This is a genomic window from Streptomyces sp. ISL-96, from assembly GCF_018614035.1.
GTDB lineage: Bacteria > Actinomycetota > Actinomycetes > Streptomycetales > Streptomycetaceae > Streptomyces.
In genome coordinates, this window is record NZ_JAGGPA010000018.1 from 100,740 (window position 1) to 115,192 (window position 14,453).

The window sequence follows — 14,453 nt, forward strand, 5'->3', positions numbered from 1 at the left end:
GGACGGAGCCGCAGATCGGCCCGCCGCGCCCTATCGAGGAGGAACGACAGCGTGACCTACGTCATCGCGCAGCCTTGTGTCGACGTCAAGGACAAGGCGTGCATCGAGGAGTGCCCGGTCGACTGCATCTACGAGGGCTCCAGGTCCTTGTACATCCACCCGGACGAATGCGTCGACTGTGGTGCCTGTGAGCCGGTCTGCCCGGTCGAGGCCATCTTCTACGAGGACGACACCCCGGAGGAGTGGAAGGACTACTACAAGGCGAACGTCGAGTTCTTCGACGAGCTCGGCTCGCCCGGTGGTGCTTCCAAGCTCGGTCTGATCGAGCGCGACCACCCCTTCATCGCAGCGCTCCCGCCGCAGAACCAGTAAGCGGCGAGGCAAGTGCGCCGCCCCGGTCCCGTACGGCCTTTTTCGCCGTACGGGACCGAGGCGTTTCCAGAGCCAGAGCCAGAGATAGACGAGAAAGCGATCCACCGTGTCCGCAGTCACTGACCGTCTGCCCACCTTCCCCTGGGACAAGCTGGAGCCGTACAAGGCGACCGCGGCCGCGCACCCGGACGGCATCGTGGACCTGTCCGTCGGCACGCCCGTCGACCCGGTCCCCGCGCTGATCCAGCAGGCGCTCGTCGCGGCGGCGGACTCCCCGGGCTATCCGACGGTGTGGGGCACGGTCGCGCTGCGGGACGCGCTCACGGGGTGGGTCGAGCGGCGCCTCGGCGCGCGCGGTGTGGCGCACACCAACGTCCTGCCGGTCGTCGGCTCGAAGGAGCTGGTGGCCTGGCTGCCGACGCAGCTGGGTCTGGGCCCCGGTGACCAGGTGGCCTACCCGCGGCTCGCCTACCCGACGTACGAGGTGGGCGCACGGCTGGCGCGCGCCGAGTCGGTCGCGTACGACGACGACCCGGTCGCGGACCTGGACCCCACCCGCGTCAAGCTGCTCTGGCTCAACTCGCCCTCGAACCCGACGGGCCGCGTCCTGGCGAAGGACGAGCTGACCCGGATCGTGACGTGGGCGCGCGAGCACGGCGTGCTGGTGTTCAGCGACGAGTGCTACCTGGAGCTGGGCTGGGAGGCCGAGCCCGTCTCCGTACTGCACCCGGATGTGTGCGGCGGTACGTTCGAGGGCCTCGTCGCCGTCCATTCGCTCTCCAAGCGTTCCAACCTGGCCGGGTACCGCGCGGCGTTCCTGGCGGGTGACGCGGGCGTGCTCGGCGACCTGCTGGAGATCCGCAAGCACGGCGGCATGATGACGCCGGCGCCCGTGCAGGCGGCGACGGTCGCGGCGCTCGGCGACGACACGCACGTGGCGGAGCAGCGGGAGCGGTACGCGGCCCGGCGGGCGGCGCTGCGCGGCGCGCTGGAGGCGCACGGCTTCCGGATCGAGCACAGCGAGGCGAGCCTGTACCTGTGGGTGACGCGCGACGAGCCGTGCTGGGACACGGTGTCCTACCTGGCGGGGCTGGGCATCCTGGCGGCTCCTGGTGACTTCTACGGGCCCGCGGGAGAGCGTTTCGTACGGGTGGCGTTCACGGCCACCGACGAGCGCGTCGCGGCGGCGGTCAAGCGCCTCGGCGGCTGAACGGACGGTGTACGCACGAGGGGCCCCGGGAGTACGAACTCCCCGGGGCCCCTCGTGCTTGCGTACGGACTAGCCGAGCGGCAGTCCAGTGCTGGGCAGGGAGCCCGTCGGCAGGCCGCCGCCGACGGGCAGGGCGTCCGTGGGCAGGCCGCCACCGGCCGCCTCACCGGTCGCGGTCTTGGTGGTGTCGCCGAGGACCTCGCCGGCGCTTCCGGCGACGTCACCGGCAGCCTTCTGCGCGGCGGGGGTGGCCGTCTTGCCGGCCTTGCCGACGGTCTTGCCTGCGGCCGGGACAGCCTTCTTGACGGCCTTGCTGCCCGTGTCACCCGCTGCCTTCGAGCCCTTCTGTGCCGCGCTGTCGACGGAGTCGCCGAGACCGGCGCCGTCCAGGGCGGTCAGGCCGCCCAGGTTCGGGGCGGCGGTGGGAAGGTCAGCGGCGCTCGCGGCGCCGGCGGCACCGACCACGGAGGTTGCGCCGGCCGCGACAAGCAGTGCGGCGCGGGCGATCCGGCGGGTCAGGGGGAGAGACATGGTGCTCCTTAGGCGGGAGAGACGTTGATGGGGACGGTCTGTCCGACGATCAGACGCCATGACAACCGCTGAAGGGGCGGGAGAGGTTGCGGTGGGCCAAGGTAAAGAGTTCGCAATGCGTCGCATTATCGGCTCCGGATGAACCCGGGCAAATGCTCTGTGCCGCACAGGGGCGCCGGAGGGCCGGTTCCCTTTGTTCTCCAGGGAATTGGGGAATGGAGGGGTGACGGTCCGCAGGCGTGTGCGCAACCGTGGTGCGACCGGTGCGCTTACCGCTTTCGGGTGATCGTCCGCACTATTGCGCGGTGGTGATCCGTACCTCTGCGGAGGCGTTTTGCGCGTTTCCGGACTGCCATGTCTGTCCGGAATCACCGGAATCGCCGGTGGCCCACACGCGGCCGGCGTAGGCGACCTCTTCGATGCGGAGTTCGGAGGCGTGGGCGACGGCCCAGTGCGCCAGCTCCCAGCCGCGCCGGTCGCCGGCGGTATCGCCGGCTGCCGCTGCCTGCGCGGCGGGTACGGGCACGGTCACGGTCGCGGCCGCCGGGGAGCTGCCGAGCCGCGCGCTCGCACCGGTTGCGCCTGCCGTGCCCGCTGCGCCCGTTGTGTCCGGTTCGTTTTGCGCACCGGCGGCCTGGGCCTTGGGCAGCACATCGGACCCGAAGTCCCGTATCAGCGCGGCCCGTACGTCGTCCGGCTTCCCCGGCTGCGCGCCGCGGGGCGCCGAGCAGGTCAGCGACGCGGGCGCCCGCCCGGTGAGCGCGGCGGCCAGCAGCGCCGCGTCCGGCTCGTGCTTCGCGTACGCCTGCGGGAAACCACTGCGCTGGACGCGCTGGGCGGCGACGGTCAGCGGCAGCCGGGAGTAGCCGGGGACCTTCTCCAGGTGCTCGTAGAACTTCTCGGACGAGTAACCGGGATCGAGGATCTGCTTCGGCGTGCCCCAGCCCTGCGAGGGACGCTGCTGGAAAAGGCCGAGCGAGTCGCGGTCGCCGTACTTGATGTTGCGCAGCGCCGACTCCTGGAGCGCGGTCGCGAGCGCGATCGTCACCGCCCGCTCCGGCAGCCCGCGCGAGGTGCCGACGGCGGAGATCTTCGCGGCGTTGACCGCCTGCTCGGGGCTGAGCTCGTACGTCGTCCCGTCGCCCTCGGCGGAGCGCACGGTGCAGCGCGGTGCGCCCCCGCCGCCGCTCACGTACTGCACCACCAGATACCCGGCCAGCGCGAGCAGCACGGCGACACCCGCCGCGATGCGCAGGGGGCGGCCGCGAGTTACGGAAGAGGTGGACTCAGGCACGCTGCCTAAGGTACTGGAGGTGGTTCCCGGGCTCTCCGGGGGACGACCCCGCCGGCTTCCGGCCGGGGGCGGTTAGGCTCGGGGGCATGGCCGAAACACCGCTTGACCTCTTCCAGGACGCCCCCGCGCTGACCGCCCGGCTCGTCGACTTCCCGTCGGAGAGCGGCAGCGAGAAAGCCCTCGCCGACGCCGTCGAAGAGGCACTGCGCGCACTGCCGCACCTCACCGTCGACCGGCACGGCAACAACGTGGTGGCCCGTACGAACCTGGGGCGCGCCGAGCGGGTCGTGCTGGCCGGGCACATCGACACCGTCCCGATCGCCGACAACGTGCCCTCCAGGCTCGACGAGAACGGCATCCTGTGGGGCTGCGGTACGAGCGACATGAAGTCCGGGGTCGCCGTTCAGCTGCGTATCGCCGCGACCGTCCCCGAACCCAACCGGGACCTGACCTTCGTCTTCTACGACAACGAAGAGGTCGCCGCGCACCTGAACGGCCTCGGGCACATCACCGACGCCCATCCCGACTGGCTGACGGGCGACTTCGCCGTACTCCTCGAACCGTCCGACGGGCAGGTCGAGGGCGGCTGCCAGGGCACGCTGCGGGTGCTGCTGCGCACGGCGGGGGAGCGGGCGCACTCCGCGCGCTCCTGGATGGGGTCCAACGCCATTCACGCGGCGGCGCCGATCCTGGCGAAGCTGGCGGCATACGAGCCTCGGCTGCCCGTGATCGACGGCCTGGAGTACCGCGAGGGGCTCAACGCCGTCGCGATCGAGGGCGGCGTCGCGGGCAACGTCATCCCCGACGCGTGCACGGTGACGGTCAACTTCCGTTACGCGCCGGACCTCAGCGAGGAGGAGGCGCTCGCGCACGTACGCGAGGTCTTCGCGGACTGCGACATCGCGGAGTTCGTCGTGGACGACCACTCCGGGGCCGCTCTGCCCGGCCTTTCGCATCCGGCCGCCGCGGCGTTCATGGCGGCGGTGGGCGGCACCGCGCAGCCCAAGTTCGGCTGGACCGACGTCTCGCGCTTCAGTGCGGTCGGGGTGCCGGCGGTCAATTACGGTCCGGGGAACCCGCTCTTGGCGCACAAGCGGGACGAGCATGTCGCCATCGAGCGAATCACGCACTGCGAGGAGCGACTTCGCGCCTGGCTGACTGCCTGAATTTCACTGTTCGTCACGTGTGTGGACCTACGCTGTCCGGACAATGTTCGGCACGGAGGGAGTACGGCATGGCGATTCCTGAAGAGGAGCGGGTACCGGAAGAGCAGCGTCTGGGGCCTGTGGTGCGCCGCGGCGACCAGATCCAGCCGGGCACGACCGACCAGCGGCTGCTGGACTCCAACGGCGATACCAGTTGGGTGCACACGGACCCCTGGCGCGTCATGCGGATGCAGGCGGAACTGGTGGACGGTTTCGGCGCCCTCGCCGAACTGCCGCCCGCCATCAGCGTCTTCGGTTCGGCGCGCACACGGCCGGGCACGCCCGACTACGAAGCGGGCGTGGAACTCGGCAGGGGGCTGGCCGAAGCCGGGTTCGCGGTGATCACGGGCGGTGGTCCGGGCGCGATGGAGGCGGCGAACAAGGGGGCGCGGGATGCCAAGGGCATCTCGGTCGGGCTCGGCATCGAGCTGCCCTTCGAGCAGGGCATCAACCCGCACGTCGACATCGGCGTGAACTTCCGCTACTTCTTCGTCCGAAAAATCATGTTCGTGAAGTACGCGCACGGCTTCGTGGTCCTGCCGGGCGGACTCGGCACCCTGGACGAGCTCTTCGAGGCCCTGACGCTGGTCCAGACCCGCAAGGTCACGCGCTTCCCGATCGTGCTCTTCGGTACGGCGTACTGGAGCGGGTTGGTCGACTGGCTGCGCGAGACGGTGATCGCGCAGGGGAAGGCGTCCGAGAGGGACCTGCTGCTGTTCCACGTGACGGACAGCGTGAAGGAAGCGGTGGCGCTGGTTTCCAAGGAGTCGGAGAGGTAGCAGCCGGCCACGCCGGACGGGCTGAAGGGCTGCCGCGACGCGGCACTGTTCAGCCCCTCCGGCCGCCCTGCGCTCAGGCCAGCCCCCGCCGCGCCACCGCCGGGGGCCGGTGGCCGGCGATGGACGCCACCATGTCCAGTACCTGCCGCGTCTCCGCGACCTCGTGCACGCGGTACACCTGAGCCCCCAGCCACGCCGAGACCGCCGTCGTCGCGAGCGTCCCCACCACCCGCTCCTTGACCGGCCGGTCGAGCGTCTCGCCGACAAAGTCCTTGTTGGACAGCGAGACCAGGACAGGGCGGCCCGTCGCCACCATCTCGCCCAGCCGCCGCGTCGCCTCAAGGCTGTGCCGGGTGTTCTTGCCGAAGTCGTGACCAGGGTCGATCAGGATCGCGTCGCGCCGTACGCCCAACTTCTCCGCCCGCTCCGCCAGCCCGACGGTCACGTCGAGGATGTCCGCCATCACGTCCTCGTACGTGACCCGGTGCGGCCGCGTCCGCGGCTGCGCGCCGCCCGCGTGCGTACACACCAGGCCCACGTCATAACGGGCCGCCACCTCGGCCAGCCGCGGGTCGACGCCGCCCCACGCGTCGTTCAGCAGGTCCGCCCCCACCTCGCAGACCGCCTCGCCAACCTCGTGCCGCCACGTGTCGACGCTGATCACCACGTCCGGGTGCCGCCTGCGCACCTCTGCCACGAAACCGACCGTGCGCCGCGCCTCCTCGGCCGCGCTCACCTCTTCGCCGGGACCGGCCTTCACGCCGCCGATGTCGATGATCGCGGCGCCCTCCGCGACCGCCTGCTCGACGCGGGCGAGCGCGGGCTCGTCGTGGAACGTCGCCCCCTGGTCGTAGAACGAATCCGGGGTCCGGTTCACGATCGCCATGATCACCGGTTCGTGCGCTCCGAACTCGCGCTGTCCCAGCCTGAGCACCGTGTTCCTCCTCGCGTCGGTCGCCTGCGACCTTAACTGTCAGTGCCGCATGGCACGATCGGGACTGGACAGATTCCGCTGTGCGCGTGCCCCGGGGAGACGCTCGTGTTCTTGTTCTTGGTTGTGGCGATGGTCGTCGTGGTCGCCGCGGTCACCCTCGCCGTGGTCGGCGGAGGCGCCGGCGACAGTGGCGGGGTGCTGCCCGAAGCGGCGCCCGAACACCTGGTGGACCCGCTGCCCGCGACGCGCCCGGTGGGCCGCGCCGACGTCGAGGCGCTGCGCCTGCCGCTGGCCCCGCGCGGCTACCGCATGGCCGACGTCGACGACGTGCTCGCCCGCCTCGGCGCCGAGCTGGCCGAGCGGGACGCGCGGATCGCCGAGCTGGAGGCCGCGCTGGCCGGTGTCCAGGCCAGAGCGGTCGGCGGCGCGGACCTCTTCAAGGACGATCGCCTGCGAAACGGGCCGGGAGAGGAGCCGCAGTCATGATCGGCGGAGTCGAGCCGGGCCCGGACGGCGGCCCGCGCTGCCCGTGGGGCCTGTCCACCGAGGAATACGTCGCGTACCACGACGAGGAGTGGGGCCGCCCGGTCCACGGCGACGACGCGCTGTACGAACGCCTCTGCCTGGAGGCGTTCCAGTCCGGTCTGTCCTGGCTGACCATCCTGCGCCGGCGCGAGGGTTTCCGTACCGCCCTCGCCGGTTTCAAGATCGCGTCGGTGGCCGCCTTCACCGACGAGGACGCCGCGCGTCTGCTCGCCGACCCCGGGATCATCCGCAACCGCGCCAAGATCGAGGCGACCCTCGCCAACGCCAGGACGCTCGCCGGCTGGCAGGCCGGCGAGCTGGACACCCTGATCTGGTCGTACGCCCCGGACCCCGCGACGCGCCCGGCCCCGCAGACGATCTCGGACGTTCCCGCGATCACTCCGGAATCCGTCGCGCTGTCCAAGGCGCTCAAGAAGCGCGGCATACGTTTCGTCGGCCCGACCACGGCGTACGCCCTGATGCAGGCGTGCGGACTGGTCGACGACCACCTCGCTCAGTGCGTGGCGCGCGGCGGTGGGTCCTAGCACGGCGCCCGGCGGGACTCAGCGGCCCACGTACTGCGGCTTCTCCTTCGCGATGAACGCCTGCACCGCGATGGTGTGGTCCTCCGACGCGCCCGCCCTCGCCTGCAGTTCGTCCTCCTTTTCGAGGGTCTCGCTGAGGGTGTGGCCCGCGCCGTACGCCAGGGACTCCTTCAGCGCGGCGTACGCGAGCGTGGGGCCCGCGGCCAGGGTGCGGGCGACCTTGGCGGCCTCGGCGGCCAGGTCGGCGGCGGGCACCAGTTTGTTGGCGATGCCCAGGTCGAACGCTTCCTGCGCGGAGACCGAGCGCGGGAAAAGCAGCAGGTCGGCGGCGCGGCTCTGGCCGATCAGGCGCGGCAGCGTCCACGAGACGCCCGAGTCGGCGGTCAGCGCGACCCCGGCGAACGACGTGTTGAAGGCGGCCGTGTCGGCGACGACCCGGTAGTCGGCGGCGAACGCGAAGCCCGCTCCGGCGCCCGCGGCGACGCCGTTTACGCCCGCGACGACGGGCTTCGGCATCTCGGTCAGGGCCCGCACGATGGGGTTGTAGTGCTCCCGCACCGTGCTCATGGTCTGGCCGGCACCCGACTCCCGGTCGGCGGCGAGCGAGGAGATGTGCTCCTTGAGGTCCTGGCCCACGCAGAAAGCCCGGCCCGTGGCGGTGAGCAGGACCGCCCGTACCGCCGGATCGGCCGCCGCGGCCTGCACCGCGTCTCTCAGGGCGACCTTGGCCTCGGTGTTCATGGCGTTCATGGCGTCGGGACGATTGATCGTGATCGTCGCGAGTCCGTCGGTCACCTCGTAGAGCACGGTGTCGGCCATCGATGAGTCCCCTTTTGCGGCTGGAGCAGGCATGTTGTGCCCAGCATGGCGGAGATCACCGGGGCTGCACATGTGACCTGCGTCTAACAATGTGAGGTCGGTGGGGGCCCGGCGGCGGCGAAGTATCGCAGGCGGACCGCCGAATTGAGCGGTTTTGAGAGAGCGCGTTGCACAAGCGATGCCGAGCGATGTTGGTCTTTGGGGTCCGCCATGCGGGATAATGACCTGGAAGCAATGTGTTCGATGCCGGTGACACAGCTGCCCGACTCGGGGCCGCCGGCTGCGATGAGCTGGTTTCAGGAAGGGGAACGAGCATGGCGGCCATGAAGCCGCGAACGGGCGACGGCCCGCTCGAGGTGACCAAGGAGGGGCGGGGCATCGTCATGCGCGTTCCGCTCGAAGGCGGCGGACGACTTGTCGTCGAGCTGACTCCGGATGAGGCCGATGCGCTCGGCGACGCTCTGAAGAAGGTCGTCGGCTGACGCGGAAGCGACCGAACTTTTCCACTGCCCCGGTACGCCGCAAGCGTGCCGGGGCAGTGCTATGTGCGGGGGCGGGCGGGGCGAACGCGCCCGGTCAGCCGCGGCGTACCCCGCAGAGCAGGCCGTCGCCCACCGGGAGCAGCGTCGGGACGAGCCGGTGGCTCTCGCGCACCTCGCGCAGCAGCTCGCGCAGGCGCAGGACCTCCGGCGGCTGAGCAGCGGAGTCGACCGTGCGGCCGTCGGCGAAGACGCCCTCGAACACGACGATTCCGCCGGGCTTCAGCAGGCGCAACGATTCAGCGAGGTAGTCCATGTATTCGAGACGGTCGCCGTCGCAGAAGACGATGTCGTACCCGCCGTCGGCGAGGCGGGGGAGTACGTCGAGGGCGTTCCCGGGGATGAAGCGCGCGCGGTTCGCGGCGTAGCCGGCGGCGCGGAACGCCTCGCGGGCGAACTGCTGCCACTCCGGCTCCGGGTCCACCGTGGTGAGTACGCCGTCGGGCCGCATCCCATCGAGCAGATAGATGCCGGAGACGCCCGTACCCGTACCGATTTCGGCCACCGCCTTGGCGTCCGCGGTGGCAGCGAGAAGCCGCAGCGCGGCACCGGTTCCCGGTGACACCGGGCGGATTCCTGCCTCCCGGGCCCGATCGCGCGCCCAGTGCAGGGCTTCGTCCTCGGCGACATAGGCGTCGGCGAACGCCCAGTTCGTCTGCCGGTTGGCGGTAATGGCCCTCTCCTGTCCCCGTAGTTGCGCACCCGTGACTGTATCCGCTGACGTCGGGAACCCGCAGATGGGACCGGGCGTTGAAAGAGGACAGGGGGAGACATGGATCAGGACCGCATGCGGCTTCCAAATTCGCGTAAAGATGCTTATCCGGAGCTAACGGGCGAGGTGGCTATGGTAGGGGCTCCACTGGACACCACCAGAGCCGATAGGGGAGGTGCGGCTGCGCCTGTGGATCGGGGAGGAGTGCTGCGGCGCTTTCTCAGGTCGGCGGGTGGGCCGAAATCCGTGACCGACATTGCTGACCGCACACCTTCCACGTACTCCGCGCAGACCGCGACGTTCGCCTCAGATGCGGAATCTCAGGCGTGGACACCTCCCACCTGGGAGGAGATCGTCAGCACGCACAGTGGTCGCGTCTACCGCCTTGCCTACCGCCTGACCGGCAATCAGCACGACGCCGAGGATCTCACCCAAGAGGTCTTCGTCCGCGTCTTCCGCTCGTTGTCGACGTACACGCCCGGCACCTTCGAGGGCTGGCTGCACCGCATCACGACCAACCTGTTCCTGGACATGGTCCGCCGCAAGCAGCGCATCCGCTTCGACGCGCTCGGCGACGACGCGGCCGAGCGGCTGCCGAGCCGCGAGCCGTCCCCGCAGCAGGTCTTCAACGACACCCACTTCGACGCGGACGTGCAGCAGGCGCTGGACACCCTCGCGCCCGAGTTCCGTGCGGCGGTCGTGCTCTGTGACATCGAAGGCCTGTCCTACGAGGAGATCGCCGCGACGCTGGGCGTCAAGCTCGGGACCGTACGCAGCCGGATCCACCGCGGTCGCTCCCACCTGCGCAAGGCTCTGCAGCACCGGTCTCCCGAGGCGCGCGCCGAGCAGCGCTCGCTCGCGAGTGTGGGCAGCGGCGTCACCGTGGTGGGCGGAGAGGGCGGAGCCGAGTGAGTGGCACCCGACCGACCTCTGCCGAGCAGCACCTGGGGGACCGGCTGGCCGCCCTGGTGGACGGCGAGCTGAGCCACGACGTCCGCGAGCGGGTCCTGTCGCACCTGGCGACCTGCGCCAAGTGCAAGGCCGAGGCCGACGAACAGCGCCGCCTGAAGAGCGTCTTCTCGACGACCGCGCCGCCGCCGCCTTCCGAGGGCCTGCTGGCCCGGCTCCAAGGGCTGCCCGGAGGCGGCCCCGGAGGTGACGACAGCGACGGCCCGAGGCCGTTCGGGCAGGGAGGCTTCGGCAACGGGGTCTTCGGCCCCGACACGCCGAGAACGAGACCCGGCAGACCCGGCAACAACTTCGACTTCGAGTACGCTCCGGCCGCCGGGCACGCCGGCGTGCTTCCCGGCGCCGCGCCCGGGCGTGGCTTCCGCATCCATGACGTGGGCCGCGCGGAGACCGAGCGTTCCGGCGGGCGCGGCAGGCGGCTGGCCTTCGCGGCAGCGAGCGCCGTGTCACTCGCGGCGTTCGCGCTCGGCGGCGCCATGCCGGTCGGATCTGCCGGCGAACCCACCGCGAGGAGCGGCGGCTCGGGCAACAACGTCACGCCGCAGCGCGCGCCGAGCCCGAGCGGTGTCGTCGCGGAGAACAACCGCCGCCGCGCCACGGGCAACAACCTCCTCGCGGCCAGTGCCAGTGCCGGTACCAATGTCGGTACCCATGCCGGTACCGACGCCACCGCGCCGTCCAGGCTCTTCGGAGCTGGGACAGGGCAGGGCGGCGCGCAGGGGCACGCGCTGACGCAGCCGTTCTCGGCGCCCGCGCTCACCGGCCAGACCCCGCTGCCGTTGATACGCCGGTCGGGTTCCGCCCTGGCGCTGGCGTACTACCCTGGCCACCGCCCGTCGGTGACCGTGCCGCCGTCGCTGTCCCCGCTTCAGCTGGCCACTCCTTCACAGCCTGGACTGCCCGTTTCTCCCTGAGACTGGTTGAATCCTGGGAGGGTGCCCCCAGTGGGGGCACGGACAACGAGGTGGCACGGCCCAACGGGCGTGCTCGTGGGGTTGCGGGGAGAGCATGGACGAGGGCAAGCCCGCCGGGCCGAAGGCAAAGTGGTGGAGCCGTCCCGCACCGGTTCCGGGGGCGCCGGAGCCGGAATCGGAGCGGGAGCCGGCGCAGGTCCCGCAGCCGCGTCCGCAGCCCCTGCACGCGCCCGATCCGTACGCCACACCGCCGTACGGAGGCCCCGGCCCCTGGGCGCCCGCGCCGCCCGTGCAGCGCCCGGTGCCGACCCCGCCGCACGGCACGTTCGTACCACCGGGACCACCGGGACCACCGGGAGCACCGGGAGCGCCTGTGACGAACGGGGCCGGAGTGCCCATGGCACCGCCCCAGCAGACCCAGCATCCCCAGCCCTCTCACTGGCTTCAGTACGACCCCTGGGGCGTGCCCCAGCAGCCGCTGACCCACTCCGGTGACCCCGCGGCCGGCAGCCGGCCGAAGAAGGACCGCCGGGGCACGCTGCTCGTCGGGGCGCTGCTGGTCGCGCTGGTCGCCGGCGGCATCGGGGGCGGCGTCGGGGCGTACGTCGAACGCAACGGCGGCATCACCCGCGTCGAACTGCCGCAGGCGCGGCAGGAGGCCGGCAAGGGCCGCGCCCCGGACAGTGTCGCGGGCATCGCGGCCAGTGCCCTGCCGAGCGTCGTCACGCTGCATGTCAGCGGGGTCGGCGAGCAGGGCACGGGCACCGGGTTCGTTCTCGACGCCAAGGGCCACATCCTCACCAATGACCACGTGGTGGAGCCCGCCGGTGCCGACGGCACCATCAACATCACCTTCAGTGGCGGCCAGACCGCGAAGGCGAAGCTCGTCGGCAAGGACAGCGGCTACGACCTCGCGGTCGTCCGGGTCCTCGGCGTCGACGGGCTGAAGCCACTGCCCCTGGGGAACTCGGAGAACGTCCAGGTGGGTGACCCGGTGGTGGCCATCGGCGCGCCGTTCGACCTTCAGAACACCGTGACCTCCGGGATCATCAGCGCCAAGGAGCGCCCCATCACCGCGGGCGGCGAGAAGGGCGACGGCAGCGACGTCAGCTATGTGAACGCGCTCCAGACCGACGCCCCGATAAACCCGGGCAACTCCGGCGGCCCGCTGGTGGACGCGCAGGCCCGCGTCATCGGCATCAACAGCGCCATACGCGCGGCGGACAACAGCGCGGGCCTCGAAGGCAGCCAGGGCGGCAGCATCGGCCTGGGCTTCGCGATCCCCATCAACCAGGGCAAGCGCGTCGCCGAGGAGCTCATCAACACCGGGAAGGCGACGCACCCGGTGATCGGCGTGACGCTGGACATGAAGTACGCGGGCGACGGCGCCCGCGTCGGCACCAAGGGCGCCGAAGGCCCGTCGGTCACGCCCGGCGGTCCCGGCGCCCGCGCCGGGATCAAGCCCCGCGACATCATCACCGAGGTCAACGGCCAGAAGGTGCACAACGGGCAGGAGCTGATCGTCAAGATCCGCGCCCACCGCCCCGGCGACCGGCTGGAACTGACCGTGGTGCGCGCGGGCAAGGAGCGCACGGTGTCCGTGACGCTCGGCTCGGCGGACGGCAACTGAGGGACGTGCGCACCGGTCCGCACGGCAACGTGTACGTGAAGGTACCGTCCGGACAGACTGGGCGGGTACCGTGGACCGGGCCCGGACCGGTCCTCTGCCTGCGGCGGGGAGGCCCACCGACCCGCGGGCGCGGAGAACCCAAGGAGCAACAAGGTGTTCAGTGACATAGGCGCACTTGAGTTGGTGACGCTCGTGGTTCTCGGCGTGCTTGTCTTCGGGCCGGAGAAGCTGCCGAAGCTCATCCAGGACGCCTCCGGGATGATCCGTAAGCTCCGTGAGTTCTCCGAGAGCGCCAAGCAGGACATCCGCTCCGAGCTGGGCCCGGAGTTCAAGGACTTCGACTTCGAGGACCTGAACCCCAAGACCTTCGTCCGCAAGCAGCTGATGGACAACGACGACCTCGGGCTCAGGGAGATCCGCAGCAGCTTCGACCTCAAGAGCGAGATGGCCGAGGTCGCGGACGCGGTGCACGGGCGCGACAGCGGGTCATCGGCCGGACCGGCGAACGGTTCGAACGGTTCGGCCGGCAAGGCGAACCTGTCGAAGGACTCCACCACCACCCCCGACCTGCTCACGAAGCGCGAAACGCCCGCTCAGGCCGAGCGCCCGCCGTTCGACGCCGACGCCACCTGAGCCCTGCCCTTCCCTACGAGCCGCGCCAAGGTGGCTATCCTCCATCTGTCCGGATGTGAGGACGCCCGAGGGGGGCGGGCCGTATCCGGACGCCACGGAACAAGGAGGCGGCCGGATAGATGGAGACCACGAGTCGGGTCGGAGCGCAGGGAGCACCCCTGACGCCCAGCACGTCCACAGCGGAGGGGGTGCCAGCAGCCCGGCGTACGGTCGACGGCTATCTGCGGGCACCTTTCCCCTGGTACGGGCTGGATGACGCGTTCACCGGGCCCCGCTGGCTGATGCAGGTCGGCACGGCGGCGGACGGCACGGTGCAGCACGGTTCCACGGGTCACGGCGAGGAGCCGTCGATACGGCCCGCCGCCGTCGAGGACGGCCAGGAGAAGGAACGCTTCGCGGTGGTTGTCACCGTCGCCAGCAGCCCCGTGCGCCGCAGCGGTGACGGTACGGGCGTACTGGAGGCCACTTCGGTCTCCTCCGCCGCCTGGCTGGCCGGTTCGGGCCTGCTCCAGTCCACCTGGCCCGCCCAGCTGGACCACTCGCTGCGCGACGACTGGCTGGACCAGCAGACCGAGACGGCCTTCGAGCTGGCCGACGACCTGTCGGGGCCGGCCTGGTCGTCGCTGTCGCTGCCGGTGGACGGCGTACCGACGCCCTTCCACTACCGCGAGTCGGAGTACGGGTGGGTACTGGCGGGGGCCGGGGAGGACGGCGTGATCCTCGGGGCCTACGGGCGCGGGATGAGCGCGTACGGGCTCGGGTTCTCGGTCGTCAAGGACATCACGACGTACGACCAGGGCCAGGGCTGAGCGCCGGCCGGCGGTTGTACGCCGGAGGGGGGC

General features: G+C 71.1%; 17 protein-coding genes. 12 read left to right on the forward strand and 5 right to left on the reverse strand.

Annotation, left to right across the window (positions count from 1 at the left end):
• The first annotated feature begins 51 nt into the window (after positions 1 to 51).
• Together fdxA and dapC are read left to right on the forward strand one after the other, a co-directional pair.
• The gene (fdxA, locus tag J7E96_RS12105) at positions 52 to 372 is read left to right on the forward strand and encodes a ferredoxin (RefSeq protein ID WP_018089397.1); all 321 of its coding nucleotides are present in this window, start codon (positions 52 to 54) and stop codon (positions 370 to 372) included.
• A gap of 106 nt (positions 373 to 478) precedes the next feature.
• Positions 479 to 1,582 (forward strand): succinyldiaminopimelate transaminase, encoded by a 1,104-nt coding sequence (dapC, locus tag J7E96_RS12110; protein ID WP_215130387.1) that lies wholly within the window; start codon positions 479 to 481, stop codon positions 1,580 to 1,582.
• Positions 1,583 to 1,651: 69 nt separating this feature from the next.
• On the opposite strand, the gene J7E96_RS12115 is transcribed toward dapC, so the two are convergent.
• Positions 1,652 to 2,113, reverse strand: coding sequence for an ATP-binding protein (locus tag J7E96_RS12115; protein ID WP_215130390.1), 462 nt, complete (start codon positions 2,111 to 2,113; stop codon positions 1,652 to 1,654).
• Between the two features lie 295 nt (positions 2,114 to 2,408).
• Positions 2,409 to 3,407, reverse strand: coding sequence for a heavy metal transporter (locus J7E96_RS12120; RefSeq protein WP_215130392.1), 999 nt, complete (start codon positions 3,405 to 3,407; stop codon positions 2,409 to 2,411).
• An 86-nt stretch (positions 3,408 to 3,493) separates the two neighbouring features.
• Between J7E96_RS12120 and dapE the strand changes: the two genes are divergently transcribed.
• Both dapE and J7E96_RS12130 read left to right on the forward strand, forming a co-directional pair.
• A complete protein-coding gene (dapE, locus tag J7E96_RS12125; protein ID WP_215130394.1) occupies positions 3,494 to 4,573 on the forward strand; it encodes a succinyl-diaminopimelate desuccinylase in 1,080 nt (359 codons plus the stop codon).
• A 68-nt stretch (positions 4,574 to 4,641) separates the two neighbouring features.
• Entirely contained in the window at positions 4,642 to 5,391 is a 750-nt protein-coding gene (locus tag J7E96_RS12130; RefSeq protein ID WP_215130396.1) for a TIGR00730 family Rossman fold protein, read from the forward strand.
• Between the two features lie 73 nt (positions 5,392 to 5,464).
• On the opposite strand, the gene folP is transcribed toward J7E96_RS12130, so the two are convergent.
• Positions 5,465 to 6,325, reverse strand: coding sequence for a dihydropteroate synthase (gene folP, locus J7E96_RS12135; protein WP_215130398.1), 861 nt, complete (start codon positions 6,323 to 6,325; stop codon positions 5,465 to 5,467).
• 105 nt (positions 6,326 to 6,430) lie between these two features.
• Between folP and J7E96_RS12140 the strand changes: the two genes are divergently transcribed.
• Together J7E96_RS12140 and J7E96_RS12145 are read left to right on the forward strand one after the other, a co-directional pair.
• Positions 6,431 to 6,811: a hypothetical protein gene (locus tag J7E96_RS12140; protein WP_215130400.1), complete on the forward strand. Its 381-nt coding sequence runs from the start codon at positions 6,431 to 6,433 to the stop codon at positions 6,809 to 6,811.
• Entirely contained in the window at positions 6,808 to 7,395 is a 588-nt protein-coding gene (locus J7E96_RS12145) for a DNA-3-methyladenine glycosylase I (protein WP_215130402.1), read from the forward strand. The genes J7E96_RS12140 and J7E96_RS12145 overlap by 4 nt, the downstream gene beginning before the upstream one ends.
• 18 nt (positions 7,396 to 7,413) lie before the next feature.
• On the opposite strand, the gene J7E96_RS12150 is transcribed toward J7E96_RS12145, so the two are convergent.
• Positions 7,414 to 8,214 (reverse strand): enoyl-CoA hydratase-related protein, encoded by an 801-nt coding sequence (locus tag J7E96_RS12150; RefSeq protein WP_215130403.1) that lies wholly within the window; start codon positions 8,212 to 8,214, stop codon positions 7,414 to 7,416.
• A 314-nt stretch (positions 8,215 to 8,528) separates the two neighbouring features.
• Between J7E96_RS12150 and J7E96_RS12155 the strand changes: the two genes are divergently transcribed.
• Positions 8,529 to 8,696 (forward strand): DUF3117 domain-containing protein, encoded by a 168-nt coding sequence (locus J7E96_RS12155; protein ID WP_003966491.1) that lies wholly within the window; start codon positions 8,529 to 8,531, stop codon positions 8,694 to 8,696.
• Positions 8,697 to 8,790: 94 nt separating this feature from the next.
• On the opposite strand, the gene J7E96_RS12160 is transcribed toward J7E96_RS12155, so the two are convergent.
• Complete coding sequence (locus J7E96_RS12160) at positions 8,791 to 9,492, reverse strand: O-methyltransferase (protein ID WP_215130627.1); 702 nt, start codon at positions 9,490 to 9,492, stop codon at positions 8,791 to 8,793.
• A gap of 105 nt (positions 9,493 to 9,597) precedes the next feature.
• Here J7E96_RS12160 and sigE point away from each other — a divergent pair, with 105 nt between their 5' ends.
• The 5 genes from sigE to J7E96_RS12185 all read left to right on the forward strand — a co-directional run bounded on the left by sigE (position 9,598) and on the right by J7E96_RS12185 (position 14,420).
• The gene (sigE, locus tag J7E96_RS12165; protein WP_215130404.1) at positions 9,598 to 10,377 is read left to right on the forward strand and encodes an RNA polymerase sigma factor SigE; all 780 of its coding nucleotides are present in this window, start codon (positions 9,598 to 9,600) and stop codon (positions 10,375 to 10,377) included.
• Positions 10,374 to 11,348 carry an anti-sigma factor gene (locus J7E96_RS12170; RefSeq protein WP_215130405.1) on the forward strand — a complete coding sequence of 325 codons (975 nt, stop codon included), beginning with the start codon at positions 10,374 to 10,376 and terminating at the stop codon, positions 11,346 to 11,348. Before sigE ends, J7E96_RS12170 begins: the two co-directional genes overlap by 4 nt.
• A gap of 94 nt (positions 11,349 to 11,442) precedes the next feature.
• Positions 11,443 to 12,978, forward strand: coding sequence for a S1C family serine protease (locus tag J7E96_RS12175; protein ID WP_215130406.1), 1,536 nt, complete (start codon positions 11,443 to 11,445; stop codon positions 12,976 to 12,978).
• A gap of 153 nt (positions 12,979 to 13,131) precedes the next feature.
• Positions 13,132 to 13,611: a sec-independent translocase gene (locus J7E96_RS12180; RefSeq protein WP_215130407.1), complete on the forward strand. Its 480-nt coding sequence runs from the start codon at positions 13,132 to 13,134 to the stop codon at positions 13,609 to 13,611.
• A gap of 119 nt (positions 13,612 to 13,730) precedes the next feature.
• The gene (locus J7E96_RS12185; RefSeq protein ID WP_215130409.1) at positions 13,731 to 14,420 is read left to right on the forward strand and encodes a hypothetical protein; all 690 of its coding nucleotides are present in this window, start codon (positions 13,731 to 13,733) and stop codon (positions 14,418 to 14,420) included.
• The last annotated feature ends 33 nt before the right edge of the window (positions 14,421 to 14,453 follow it).